This is a genomic window from Actinomadura rubrisoli, from assembly GCF_004349215.1.
GTDB lineage: Bacteria > Actinomycetota > Actinomycetes > Streptosporangiales > Streptosporangiaceae > Spirillospora > Spirillospora rubrisoli.
This window is the reverse complement of record NZ_SMKU01000281.1, coordinates 1-12363: the sequence shown is the minus strand read 5'-3', so window position 1 is coordinate 12363 and position 12363 is coordinate 1. Positions and strand designations below refer to the sequence as shown.

At 70.0% G+C, this 12363-nt stretch carries 11 protein-coding genes; 2 read left to right on the top strand and 9 right to left on the bottom strand.

What is annotated here, in order from left to right; translation table 11 throughout:
* Positions 1-228: 228 nt before the first annotated feature.
* The 4 genes from E1298_RS35385 to E1298_RS35370 are packed head-to-tail and all read right to left on the bottom strand — an operon-like array spanning position 229 to position 5515.
* On the bottom strand, positions 229-2001 hold the full coding sequence (locus tag E1298_RS35385; protein WP_131901156.1) for a dipeptide ABC transporter ATP-binding protein: 1773 nt from the start codon (positions 1999-2001) through the stop codon (positions 229-231).
* A 1-nt stretch (position 2002) separates the two neighbouring features.
* Positions 2003-2884: an ABC transporter permease gene (locus E1298_RS35380; RefSeq protein ID WP_243726006.1), complete on the bottom strand. Its 882-nt coding sequence runs from the start codon at positions 2882-2884 to the stop codon at positions 2003-2005.
* A 56-nt stretch (positions 2885-2940) separates the two neighbouring features.
* A complete protein-coding gene (locus E1298_RS35375; RefSeq protein ID WP_131901154.1) occupies positions 2941-3942 on the bottom strand; it encodes an ABC transporter permease in 1002 nt (333 codons plus the stop codon).
* 7 nt (positions 3943-3949) lie between these two features.
* Positions 3950-5515: an ABC transporter substrate-binding protein gene (locus E1298_RS35370; RefSeq protein ID WP_207945029.1), complete on the bottom strand. Its 1566-nt coding sequence runs from the start codon at positions 5513-5515 to the stop codon at positions 3950-3952.
* Positions 5516-5740: 225 nt separating this feature from the next.
* Between E1298_RS35370 and E1298_RS35365 the strand changes: the two genes are divergently transcribed.
* Complete coding sequence (locus E1298_RS35365) at positions 5741-6205, top strand: cupin domain-containing protein (RefSeq protein ID WP_131901152.1); 465 nt, start codon at positions 5741-5743, stop codon at positions 6203-6205.
* Between the two features lie 75 nt (positions 6206-6280).
* On the opposite strand, the gene E1298_RS35360 is transcribed toward E1298_RS35365, so the two are convergent.
* From E1298_RS35360 to E1298_RS35340, 5 genes are all read right to left on the bottom strand, one after another.
* Complete coding sequence (locus tag E1298_RS35360; RefSeq protein ID WP_131901150.1) at positions 6281-7342, bottom strand: LacI family DNA-binding transcriptional regulator; 1062 nt, start codon at positions 7340-7342, stop codon at positions 6281-6283.
* 184 nt (positions 7343-7526) lie between these two features.
* Complete coding sequence (locus tag E1298_RS35355; protein ID WP_131901148.1) at positions 7527-8330, bottom strand: ABC transporter permease; 804 nt, start codon at positions 8328-8330, stop codon at positions 7527-7529.
* Positions 8327-9331 carry an ATP-binding cassette domain-containing protein gene (locus tag E1298_RS35350; protein ID WP_131901146.1) on the bottom strand — a complete coding sequence of 335 codons (1005 nt, stop codon included), beginning with the start codon at positions 9329-9331 and terminating at the stop codon, positions 8327-8329. Before E1298_RS35350 ends, E1298_RS35355 begins: the two co-directional genes overlap by 4 nt.
* Positions 9332-9361: 30 nt before the next feature.
* Complete coding sequence (locus tag E1298_RS35345) at positions 9362-10207, bottom strand: DUF4097 family beta strand repeat-containing protein (protein ID WP_131901144.1); 846 nt, start codon at positions 10205-10207, stop codon at positions 9362-9364.
* A gap of 79 nt (positions 10208-10286) precedes the next feature.
* Entirely contained in the window at positions 10287-10850 is a 564-nt protein-coding gene (locus E1298_RS35340; RefSeq protein WP_131901142.1) for a toxin-antitoxin system HicB family antitoxin, read from the bottom strand.
* A 454-nt stretch (positions 10851-11304) separates the two neighbouring features.
* Between E1298_RS35340 and E1298_RS35335 the strand changes: the two genes are divergently transcribed.
* Positions 11305-12258 (top strand): M28 family peptidase, encoded by a 954-nt coding sequence (locus tag E1298_RS35335; RefSeq protein ID WP_131901140.1) that lies wholly within the window; start codon positions 11305-11307, stop codon positions 12256-12258.
* The last annotated feature ends 105 nt before the right edge of the window (positions 12259-12363 follow it).

The window sequence follows — 12363 nt, the reverse complement described above, 5'->3', positions numbered from 1 at the left end:
ATGTCGCGCAGGCCGGGACCGCGCAGCTTGGCGGTCAGGACGAGCGCGGCCCCCAGGGCCGCGCCCGCCGTGCGTCCAGCGTTCGTCATGGCAGCCTTCCGGACTTGGTGAAAGGTGAAGACCACGCCGGGAGACCGGCACGGTCGCGGTGATCCTCACGGGCCCGGAAAACTATCGCCAGACTAATTCCGCAGCAGCGGACGGGTCAATGTTAATGCCTTTCTGTTCTCATTCACATTTAACAGCGTCGGGCACTTCGAGCGTGGCGGCGATAAGGCTCCGCGTGTAAGGGTGCGCGGGCGCCGAGAGCACCGAATCGGTCGCGCCCGACTCGACGACCCGTCCTTGGCTCAGCACGACGACGCTGTCGGCGATGCTGCGCACCACCGCCAGATTGTGGGTGACGAAGATCATCGAAAGGCCGTCGTCCAGGAGCGAGCGCAGCAGTTCCACCACCGACGCCTGCACCGACACGTCCAGGGCGGACGTCACCTCGTCGCAGATGAGGAGCTTCGGCTCGCACACGAGGGCGCGCGCGATCGCGACGCGCTGGCGCTGGCCTCCGGACAGTTCCGCCGGGTAGCGGCCGGCGAGCCCTGAGGGTATCTCCACGCGTTCGAGTGCTTCCCCCACTCGCTTTCTGGCCTCGCGTCCTTTCACGCCGAAGTAGTGCTGGAGCGGCACGACCAGGCTGCTTTCCACGCTGCGATGGGGATTGAGCGAGCCATAGGGGTTCTGGAAGATGTACTGCAGTTCCCGGAGGGTCTCCTTGCCGCGCTTTCCCGCCGCGGCCGGGACCGGCCGGCCCTCGAAGGCCAAGGCTCCCTCCTGCTCCTCGTGCAGGCCCACGAGGCAGCGCGCCGTCGTGGTCTTTCCGCTGCCCGACTCGCCGACCAGGGCCAGGCACCTGCCCCGGGCGACGCCGAAGGACACGTCGAAGAGGATCTGCCTGCCGCCGTAGCCGGCGTTCAGCCCGGAGACCGAGAACACATCCTGTCCTCCGTCGGCGACCGGATACGTCTCGGCCGAACGCGGCAGGACGCGGGGTGTCCGTATTACCTCCTCCGTGCGCAGGCATCGTGTCAGCGTCCCCGTCGGCCCGGATATGAGCTCGGGACGGGTCGTCCGGCATTCGGCCACGGCGTAGTCGCAGCGCGGTGCGAAGACGCATCCCCGCCGGTGTTCGTCGACGCCGGGGGCGCGCCCGGGGATGGGGACGAGCCGGTGCCGGTGGGTCGCGGACGGAACGGCGGCCAGCAGGGCGCGGGTGTAGGGGTGGGCGGCGCGGACGAGAACGTCCTGGTCGGTGCCGCTCTCGACCACCTCGCCGCCGTACATGACGGTGACGTGGTCGGCGACGTCGGCCACGACGGCGAGGTCGTGGGAGACGTAGATCGCCGCCATGTCGTGCTCACCGCAGAGGTCGCGCACCATTTCCAGGACGCGGGCCTGGGTGGAGACGTCGAGCCCGGTCGTCGGCTCGTCGAGCACGATCAGCCGCGGTCCGGCCGCGACCGCCATCGCGATGGCGACGCGCTGCTGCTGGCCGCCCGAGAGCTGGCGGGGGCGGCGCTTGAGGAACGCGTCGTCGCTCGGCAGCCCCACGGATTCGAGTAGCTTGCGGACGCGCGGCAGCGCCTCGCGCCTGGGCGAACGCAGCCCCTCGGTCAGCTGGGTCGCCAGGCTCAGGCTCGGGTTCAGCGCGGTCGCCGGGTCCTGCGAGACGTGGGCGACCTTGCTTCCCCGGGCGCGGCGCAACCGCCCTTCCGGCAGGGCGAGCAGGTCGACGCCGTCGATGACGACCCGTCCGCCGGTGATGGTCGCGCCCTTCCGCGCGAACCCCAGGAGGGCGAGCGCGAGAGTGCTCTTGCCGGAGCCCGACTCGCCGACCACGCCCATGACCTCGCCGCGGCCGAGCTCGAACGAGACGTCCCGGACGATGTCGTTCCCCGTGGCGTCGACCGTCACGGTGACGCCCGAGACCTCCACCTCTTTCGCCATCTCAGCTCTTCCCTTCCGTGCGGCCGACCGTCCGGGCGATGGATTCGGCGATGAGATTGCCTCCGAGCGCCATCATGAGAATGAGCGCGATCGGTGCCAGGACCGGAAGGGGAGCGACCGGAAGGCCGTCCTGGTTCTCACCGACCATCAGGCCCCAGTCCGCCGCCGGCGGCGCGATGCCGAACCCGAGATAGCTCAGCGAGGCGATCGCCGCGACCGCCCAGACGAGCCGCATCCCGGCCTCCACCATCAGCGGCGAGGTCACGCCGGGCAGGACCTCCCGGACGAGGATCCGCGACGGCGGCAGCCCGTTCGCCTTCGCCCACAGCACGTACTCGCTGCCGATCACCGGGAGGGCCGCTCCGCGCATCACGCGGGAGACCCCGGGCACGAACGCCACGCCGACGAGCACCGAGGTCAGCAGCGTGCTGCGGCCGAGCATGGACACGAACAGCAGCACGAAGATGATCTCGGGGAAGCTCAGCAGGACGTCCATCGCGCGCATGAGCAGCGTGTCGACGGCCCCGCCCCGGTAGGCGGCGGTGAGGCCGACGAGGCAGCCGAGGAACACGCCGAGGCACGCGGCGAGGATCGCCATCCACGAAAGGGTGAGGCCCCCGTAGAGCAGGCGGCTCAGGACGTCGCGGCCGAGAATGTCGGTCCCCAAGGGGAACTTCCCGCTCGGATCCTCCAAAGGCCGTCCGACAATGGCGTCCGGCGCATGGCGGGCGAAGAAGCGCCCGAACACGATCAGGAGCCCGACCACCGCGAGAAGAGCGAGGCCGAGCCGGGCCTGCCCGGTGCGGACGGCGCGGCCGAGCACGGAAAGGCCGCCCTTTCCGCCCGGCACCGCGGCGGCCGGAGACGTCGCCTCTCCGGTCACCGGATTCCCTGACGGCGAAAGAGCGGGTGTCGGATTCGTTGCCACTGCTTGCTCCTTCACCGCGACCTGCTCATGACCGCGAAGACGTCCGCGAGAAGATTGCAGAGGTAGTACGCGGTCGCGAGGATGAGGATGCACGCCTGCAGCACCGGCAGGTCACGGGAGTTCACGGCGCCGACCACCGCCGTCCCGAGACCCGGATAGGAGTAGACGTACTCGACCACGACGACGCCTGTGATGGTGACCGCCGCGACGAGGCTAGCCGCCGGAAGGCTCGCCGCGATCGCGTTGGGAAGGGCGTGCCGGAACAGGATGCGGCGGCCGCTGAGCCCCTTCAGCATCGCCGTCTGGACGTACTCGCTGTTCATCGCGTCGATGAAAGAGGCGCGCACCAGGCGTCCGAGATACATGACCCCCATGAGCGTGAGGGTGGTGATCGGAAGGACGAGCGCCGCCGGATGCCACCACGGCAGGTCTCCGGGCGGAATTGTCGAGACCCCCGGGAGCACGCCGAGGACCGACGTGGCGAAGAACGCGATCAGCAGCATTCCCACCACGAAGGCGGGGAGTGCCGTGAAGAGCGAGGACACCGCCACGAATGTCTTGTCCAGTGCGCTGTCGCGCTTGTAGGCGGTGAAGACGCCGGCGAGCACGGCGAGCGGGAGGATCAGCGCCATCGAGGCGAAGCCCAGGGTGAACGAATTGAACATCCTCGGCCCGATGATGTCGGCCACGGGCTCGCCGTTCTGGAGCGAGGTCCCCATCTGCCCGGTGAGCATGCCGGAGAGCCAATGCCAGTACTGGGCGACGAGCGGCTGGTCGAGCCTGAGCCGGTGCCGGAGGTCCGCCACCTGCCCGGCCGTCGCGTCCTTGCCGAGGATGATCCGCGCCACGTCCCCCGGCAGCGCCTGCGTCACGACGAACAGCAGCACCGAGACCAGGAACAGGACGACCGCGCCGAGGACGAGCCGGCCCGCCAGCCACCGGATCGTCGCGGCCCTCGGGCTCGGTGGTGAACCGCGGCGGAGAGTGCGTGCCCGCACCGCCAGTTGAGCCATGACGACCTCAGCTCCCGACGGTCACGTTCGTCAGGAAGGTCAGCGGGCGGCCGTTCACGTCGGTCACCAGCCCGCGGACCTTGCCGCGGTAGGGCAGCAGGACGTTGACGAACGCGGGCGTCACCATCGCCCCCTCCTCGTATTCGATCTTGTGCATCTGGTTCATGATCGAGCACTGCTGCCGGTCGGTCGCCAGGAACAGCTTGTCGGCGAGCTTGACGAATTCGGGGTCGTCCCAGTGCATGGCATTTCCCACGCGTCCGGGCAGCAGGCTGCCGATCACGGTCGGCAGGTAGGGGAAGGGGTTGAAGTCGATGTAGGACGGCCACTTGCCCCATTTCGAAAGGAGCTCGGGGACCGTGACGACGTTGACGTTGACCTTCACACCCGCCTTCGCCGCGTTCTCGGAGAACACCTGCGCCAGTTCCCGCATGCCGGGCAGAAGCCCGTCCGTCGTGATCGAGAACGACAGGTTGCTCTGGCCCGCCTCGGCCAGGAGCTTCTTCGCCTGCTCGATGTCCTGCTTGCGCTGGGGAAGGCCCGGGGCGGGACATTGCGGCGTTCCGCCCTCATGGTCGTTCGCCACCCGCGCGTATCCGCCGAAGGCGTTGGACACGACCTGCTGCCGGTCGACGAGGAGGCGCAGCGCCTGCCGCACGCGCACGTCGTTGAAGGGCGCCACCGTCGTGTTGAAGCCGATCCGCAGCGTGAAATCGCCCTTGCTGTCGAGCAGCTTGATGTCGTTCTTGCCGCCGAGCGACTTCGCGATGGTCGGGGTCGCGCCCGAGGCGACGTCGACCTGGTCGGACAGCAGGGCGTTGGCCTGCGCCTGCTGGCTCTGGTACTCGATGATGTCGACGGCTCCGAGCTTGGGCTTGTCCCCCCAGTAGCCGTCGAATCGCGCCAGCTTGGTCTGCCGTCCGGCCGTGAAGGTCTTGACGGCGAACGGCCCGGTGCCGATCGGCTTCCCGGGCACCGAGCCCGCCTTGGTCATCGGGAGGAGGACGTTCGCCCAGATGTCCTTGAAGGGGCCGAAGGGCTTGCTCAGGCCGACCCGGACGGTCAGCTTGTCCACGGCCTTGACGGCGTCCGGGTCGACCTTCTCGATGTAGGCCAGCCCCTGGGCGGCGTGCTTGGGGTCGCGCAGGTACTTGATGCTCGCCACCACGTCGGCGGAGGTGAACTCGCTCCCGTCGGTGAACCTGACGCCCGGACGGAGTTTGATCGTCCATTCGTCGAGGTCCTTGTTCGGAGTCATGTCCGTGGCGAGGCGCCACTCCACCTTCCCCGTGGGGTCGAGGTGGGTGAGGCCCTCGTACAGGTGCGCGCTGCGGAGCTCCTGGGTGGGGCTCTGGGTGCCCACGTAGGGGTTCAGGCTCTCGCCCGCGTCGGTGGCGGCGGCGATGCGGAGCGTTCCGCTCCCGCTGCCCTCCGCCCGTTCCGCGGGGGCGCAGCCCGCGAGCGCCCCCGCGGTGAGAGCGGCGCCGGTCGCGGCGCCGAGCAGCCTGAAGGAGAGACGACCGGCCGGCGTGCCGGACGCGGCGGCAGGTCCGGAGTGTAGGGGTCTAAGCAACACTGGGTGACTCCAGTCCCGAGCGAATGGTCCAGGTTCTAATCCGTTAGATCAGGTTGCCCCCGCCTGAGCCCGGACGAACGTCGCACTAGAGTACGTCGACACCTGGCCTGGGGGAAGGGGTGTTCCAAGAACCTGCACTGTGGATTTTCCCGTCTGTCTAATCGCTTAGATCGTTGCTACCCTCACCGCACCAGGGAGAGCCAGAGGGAAGAGGAGAGGACGATGACCAGTCCGTACGAGCACCTGTTCGTGAGGAAGATGCAGAGCTGCATCGACGACCTCGTCAACGAGGGGGCCGCCGCCGACATCGTCGAACCGGACAACGTGGGCGCGGCGCTCGCCCTCATGAGATCGAAGGAGGTGCCCCAGAGCAAGATCCATCTGACCTACACGTGGATCGGGGAGTGCACCGAGCCCGTGCAGTGGGTGAAGGAGCACGAGCACGACTATGACGAGGTCCTGATCTGGCACGGCAACGACCCGGACAACGTGGACGAGCTCGGAGCGGAGATCTACCTCGACATCGAGGGCGTTCGCCACACGATCACGACGAGCGGCGCCGTCTACCTCCCCGCGGGCACCCGCCACTGCCCGCTCGGCTTCAACCGGGTCGACCGCCCGTTCCGTTTCAGTGCCCTGTCGTTGAGCCCGAACTACGGATCAGACGAGCACACGCCCAAGCCGTAGCGCGTGCCGAAGACGTCGGCCCCGCCGTGTGCTGACGCGGCGGGGCCGGCGCATGAGGGAGTGCCGCCGCGGCGATCAGCCGCCCGCGGCGGCTTCGACCCGGGAGGCGTCCGCGGCCGTGCCGTGCTCGCATCCGCACGTCACGCCGATGCTGAGCGTTCCGTCCAGGACCACCGGCGCCCCCGGGGCCCCGCCCTCGTAGAAGGTCTCCTCCAGGACGTCGAAGGCGCGGACCGCGAGCTCCTCCAGCGGGAGGCTGACGGTGGTGAGCGGCGTGCTTCCGAGCCGTGCCTCACGGATGCCGTCGAAGCCCACGACCGCGAGGTCGTCCGGTACGCGCAGCCCCAGGCTCGTCGCCGCGCGGATCGTCACCAGTGCCTGCTCATCGGTCGTGGCGTAGATCGCGCGGGGCCGGTTCCCGCTCTCCAGGACCGGTCTCACCACCGTCTCCGCGTCGACCCGGTCGAAGGAGGCCCGGATGAGCCTGCCCCGCGTGGGCAGGCCCGCACCCTCCATCGCCCGGCGCCAGCCGCCCTCCCGGCCCACCGCCGGGCCCGCCTCAAGCTCTCCGGCCACGCAGAGGATGTCCTCGTAGCCGTGCCAGATCAGGTGCTCGACGACGAGCTTCGCGCCCTGGAAGTCGTTGAAGGTCACGCTCGGCGAGGCGGCGTCGGGCGCGGCCCACTGCACGTAGACCCGGGGGGTCTCGTCCTCCTGCCGGGGCTCCTCGCCGGTCGTCACGAAGATCCCGCGCGGGCGCAGCTCCGAGAACGCCTCGCCGTACTCGTCGCCGAGGGTCGAGCGGTAGCCGGTGTTGCCGAGCAGCGTGAGCAGGCCCCGGCGACGCCCCTCCGCCTCGATGTAGCGCGAGAGCTCGCCGAAGAAGGCGTTCGCGGTGTCGGGCACCAGCAGGCCGATGAGGTTGGACCGGCCGCCGCTCAAGGCCCCGGCGAGAGGGTTGCGCCGGTAGCCGAGCATCTGGATGGCTTCTTCGACCTTGACCCGCGTCTTGGGCGAGACCGGACGGGGCCCGCCGTTGAGCACGTAGCTGACGACGGCCGTCGAGGTCCCCGCGAGGCGCCCGACGTCGAGGAGGGTGGGCCTGCGCGCAGGACGCGACGTGCTCTTGCTTCCCACGCTCCCGCTCCCTGTCACTTTCTCCAGCTGCCCGGGTCCCCGGGACGGTCCGCGCCGCCGTCTGAGACGTGGTCGCGCCCTACTTTAGAGTACGCGGACGGCGCGACCGCGGCCGCCGCGTAGCCGAAGGCGCCCCTCCGGCGCGGGTCGGCCGGAGGGGCGCCTTTCGGCGTTGTGCCGGTGGTCAGGCGGTGACGGCCTTCTTGTATAGGCGGGTGGCCAGCGGGATGAACACGACCAGGATGACGGCGATCCAGAGCAGCGACGCCGGGACGGGGTGCTGGATGGGCCAGGCGTCGGAGGTCTTCATGGCGGTGCTGGTGTTGCCGAATAGCTCGCGTGCGGCCTGGGTGAAGGTGGAGACGGGGTTCCATTCCGCGACGACCCGCAGCGGGGTGGGCAGCTTGGAGCTGTCGATGAAGGCATTGGAGACGAACATCAGCGGGAAGGAGACCATCGTCGCGATGTTGTTGAAGCTCTCCGGGGTGCGCAGGGCCAGCGCGACGGTCGCGGTGAACCAGGAGAAGGCGTAGGCGAACAGCAGCAGCAGGGCGAATCCGCCCACGGCCTCCAGCGGGGAGGTGTGCACCCGCCAGCCGACGATCAGTCCCGTGCCCGCCATGGCGATCAGGCCGGCGAGGTTCATCAGCAGGTCGCTGACGGTCTGGCCGATCAGGACCGCCGAGGGCGCCATGGGCAGCGAGCGGAACCGGTCGAAGATGCCCTTCTGCAGGTCCAGGGTGAGCGCGTAGCCGGTGGTCTGCGCACCGATGATCACGGCTTGGACGAAGATGCCGGGGAGCAGGAACTCCTTATAGGACATGCCGGGGACGTCGATGACGCTGCCGAAGACGTAGGCGAACAGCAGCACCAGCACGAGCGGCACCATGATGATGCTGACGATCAGCTCCGGTGACCGCCTGATCTTCAGGGTGTTGCGGCGGGCGATCGTCCAGCCGTCGGTGATGGGCATGGTGAGGGCGTTCATCGGGTGGCCTCTTGGACCTGCTCGCCGGCGCCGGACGCGCGGGTGCCGGATTCGGGGGTGCCGGATGCCCGGTGTCCGGTCAGGGTGAGGTAGACGTCGTCGAGGGTGGGGCGCCGCAGCCCGGCGTCGCGGACCCGGACCCCCTCGTCGGCGAGCCGGCCGAGGGCCTGGCGCAGCGCCTCCGGGCCGTTGGTGACCGGGACGGTGATCCGCAGCGATTCGGGCGCGGTCTGCATGGCGCCGACGGCGACCCAGGCCAGGGTCTGGCGGGCGGTCTCCAGTTCGGCGGCGTCGGCCACGGTCAGCTCGATGCGGTTGCCGCCGACCTGGTCCTTGAGCTCGTCGGCGGTGCCGCGGGCGATGGCGCGGCCGTGGTCGACCACCATGACCTGGTCGGCCAGGCGGTCGGCCTCCTCCATGTACTGCGTGGTCAGCAGCAGCGTCGTGCCGCCTGCGACCAGCCCGGAGATGGTGTCCCACAGCTGCGTCCGGGCGCGCGGGTCCAGGCCGGTGGTGGGCTCGTCCAAGAACAGCACCGGCGGGTCGGCGACCAGCGCGCCGGCCAGGTCGATGCGGCGGCGCATGCCGCCGGAATAGCCCTTCACCGGCCGGTCGGCGGCGTCGACGAGGTCGAAACGTTCGATCAGCTCGCGGGCGCGGGCCTTGCTGCGCTTGCCGCCCAGGTGGTACAGCCGTCCGACCATCTCCAGGTTCTCGGCGCCGGTGAGGTGCTCGTCGACGGCGGCGTACTGCCCGGACAGCCCGATGTGAGCGCGCAGCCGCCGGGCCTCGCGCACGACATCGCATCCGGCGACGGTGGCGCGGCCGGCGTCGGGGCTCAGCAGGGTGGTCAGCACCCGGACCGTGGTGGTCTTCCCGGCGCCGTTGGGGCCGAGCAGGGCCAGCACCGTGCCTTGCGGGACGGTGAAGCTCAGATCGTCGAGGGCTTTCACCTCACCGTATTTCTTGACCAGCCCTTCGGCCGTGATCGCGTCGCTCATGAGAGGTCTCCTTGCTGGGGTCCGGGGGGGTCAGGAGCGGTGGATGTCGATGTCGCCGTAGTTGGTGTGCACATGCACCTCGACGACCGTGTCGGCGGTGTCGGGGCCTTCGGCGGCGGCCAGGGCGTTGCGCACCACGCCGTTCTTGGAGTGCAGGTCGAGCCAGGCGGCCGTGCCCTCGGCGATGCCGACGTCGACCTTGCCGTAGCCGTTCTCCAGGTGGACGGTGCCGTGCACCACCGCGCCGATCCGGATCCGGCCGTACGCGGTCTTGGCGGTGAGGCCGGCCAGCGCGCGGCCGACGATGACGTCACCGGTGCCGCTCGTCAGCCGCAGGTCGCCGGTCGCCTCGCCGAGGTTGATGTCGCCGTTGGAGGACTTGACCACGCCGGTGCCCTCGACGGTCCCGATCCGGACCGTCCCGTTGGAGGTCGTCGCCTCGGCGGATCCGGTCACCCGGTCCACGGCGATGTGGCCGTTGGACGTCTTGGCGTCCAGCGGGCCGGTCTCCTCGAAGCGCAGGTCGCCGTTCGAGCTGTGCACGACGGTCTCGCCGAGCGGGCCGGTGGTGATGAAGTCCGCGGCGCCCCTGGCCTCGACGCGGGAGGCGGCGGGCAGGTCGACGGTCACGTCGATGGAGCCGCGCCAGTTCCGCAGGTACCCCAGGGCCTTGGGCTTGGGGCCCCTGACCAGCAGCCGTCCGCCGGAGAACTCGACGACCGTCCGCTCGGCGGCCTGCACGCTCGTCTCGGAGGCCGGGTCGCTCGGCCGCACCTCCACCACCGTGTCGGCGCGGTCGCTCGCGTTGATGCGGACCTGGCCGATGTAGATCTCGATGTCGGTCGTGATCGGTTCGGGGGTCTTGAAAGCAGGCATGGCGGAGCCCTCCTCGTGGGTCCTGGGAAATATCCCGGCCTCGGGGCCGGGCGACGAATGACGGGCCGAGCGGGTGCTGTCAGCGCACCCAGCCGGTGTAGGCGCGCCCGCTCGGAGGCTGCTCCGGCCGGTCGGCGGGACGGCTCCCCGCGCCGGGCTCGAACGCGGCGGAGATGGCGCGCACCAGCCAGGCGTTGACCGAGAGCCCCTGCCGGGCGGCCGCCTCCTCCGCGCGCATCTTGAGGTGCTCGGGCAGCCGCAGGGTCATCCGCGCGGTGCCGCCTTCATCGGAGGGCGGCGGCGCGGCCGGCGGCGCGGCATGCGCGGCGGCGGGCGGCGCCACGGCCGCCCGGCCGGTCTCGGCCCCCGCGCCGGCCGCCTGCCCCACCGGGGCCACCGGCTGCGGCGGCGTCACCACGAACGCCGGGTCGCCGCCGCGCAGCCGCACCTCGACCGAGCCCGGTGCGAGATCGCTGGTGATCTCGTCCGCCGCCGCCGACAACGCCTCCAGCAGGGTGAGCCTGGCGGCCGAGTCAAGGGCGCCGGTGAGGCGCTCGGCCAGCGCACGGGCGTCCGGGCCCCCCGCCTCGGCGGCGACGGCGAGCTCGCGGCGAAGGTTCTCGACGTACGGCATCAGATCCATGCCTCAACTATGACGCCATCGCGACGTCACGTCAAGTCGGAGGTGACATCACTCTGCATTGAGTTGACGTCATGCGCCTGCGCGCCGGCCCGGCGGCACGGCTGCCGGACCCTCCGGGGGAGGGGTGCGGGAGTTCGCGGGAGCGTCCGCGCGGGACGGTGCCGGCACATCCGGCGCGGAAGAGAAGTGAGGATCACCAAACCCCGGCCGCCGTTTTGAACGTTCCAATTCAATGCGCTCATTCACATTCAAGTAGCCGGTTGAACAGGCACTTCCGGCCCGATATCGCGCATGCCGGGGGAGATTCTTCGATTCCAGGGTGCCCCGGAATGGATGGCTGTAACGAAAATTCGTCATACATTGCTATTTACGATGCCTATTGTTGTGCATACCGTCCACGATCATCCCCCCTCTGGCGTGCACGCGCCAGAGCTCCCGCAGGAGGGAATGACCAATGCCCACGAAGAAACGCAGAAGCGTCCTCGGCTCGACCGCGCTCGGCATCGGCCTCGCCGCGGCGCTGCTGGGCCTCCCCAGCGGCGCCTTGGCGCAGGGCACGCCGAAGCCCGCGGTGGTCGCGGTCCAGTCCCCGGACATCCCGGCGGCCAATGCGATGGCGCACGCCCAGCAGCTCCAGTCCATCTCCACCGCCAACGGCGGCAACCGAGCGCACGGCAGGGCCGGCTTCCGCGCCTCCGCCGACTATGTGAAGGCCAAGCTGGACGCGGCCGGTTTCCAGACCACGCTGCAATCCTTCACCTACCAGGGCGCCACCGGATGGAACGTGATCGCCGAATGGCCGCACGGCGACGCCAGCCAGGTGGTGTTCCTCGGCGCGCACCTTGACAGCGTGCCCGCCGGAGCCGGCATCAACGACAACGGTTCGGGCACCAGCGCCGTGCTGGAGACCGCCCTCGCCGTCGCCCGCGCCGACGCCAGGCCGGCCAAGCGGCTGCGGTTCGGCTGGTGGGGCGCCGAGGAGCTCGGCCTGATCGGCTCGAAGCACTACGTCGCCAACCTGCCCGCCGCCGAGCGGACGAAGATCAAGTCCTATCTCAACTTCGACATGGTGGGCGCGAAGAACACGCGGACCTGGGGCGTCTACACCGACTCCGCGTCCCTGGGCGCGACGCTCACCGAGTACTTCCGCGGCAAGGGCATCGCGACCAGGGGGATCAATATCGGCGCACGATCCGACCACGCCCCGTTCAAGAGCGCCGGCATCCAGGTGAGCGGCATCTCCAGCGGTGACGACCCCTGCTACCACTCCCGATGCGACGACATCAACAACATCGAGTCGTCCGTGCTGGGCCACGGCACGAACGCCGCCGCCTATGCGGCGTGGAAGCTCGCGGGCGTCCCCGCCCGCGTCCCGCTGCCCGTACCGGCGCAGCGGGCGGCCGCCTGAGCGTCAACAAGGCTTCGCCCGCCATTCGGAACGGTTCAGCGCACAGCTGTCCGGCAGGAATAAGCCCTGCCGGACAAGTGCGATGCCCAGCCCCCCGTCCCCAGC

Excerpts from the sequence above, each read along its gene's own strand:
- E1298_RS35350 (WP_131901146.1), bottom strand. The coding sequence starts at position 9,331 with ATGAGCGACGCGATCACGGCCGAAGGGCTGGTCAAGAAATACGGTGAG.
- E1298_RS35335 (WP_131901140.1), top strand. The coding sequence starts at position 11,305 with ATGCCCACGAAGAAACGCAGAAGCGTCCTCGGCTCGACCGCGCTCGGC.
- E1298_RS35355 (WP_131901148.1), bottom strand. The coding sequence starts at position 8,330 with ATGAACGCCCTCACCATGCCCATCACCGACGGCTGGACGATCGCCCGC.
- E1298_RS35345 (WP_131901144.1), bottom strand. The coding sequence starts at position 10,207 with ATGCCTGCTTTCAAGACCCCCGAACCGATCACGACCGACATCGAGATC.
- E1298_RS35385 (WP_131901156.1), bottom strand. The coding sequence starts at position 2,001 with ATGGCGAAAGAGGTGGAGGTCTCGGGCGTCACCGTGACGGTCGACGCC.
- E1298_RS35365 (WP_131901152.1), top strand. The coding sequence starts at position 5,741 with ATGACCAGTCCGTACGAGCACCTGTTCGTGAGGAAGATGCAGAGCTGC.
- E1298_RS35375 (WP_131901154.1), bottom strand. The coding sequence starts at position 3,942 with ATGGCTCAACTGGCGGTGCGGGCACGCACTCTCCGCCGCGGTTCACCA.
- E1298_RS35340 (WP_131901142.1), bottom strand. The coding sequence starts at position 10,850 with ATGGATCTGATGCCGTACGTCGAGAACCTTCGCCGCGAGCTCGCCGTC.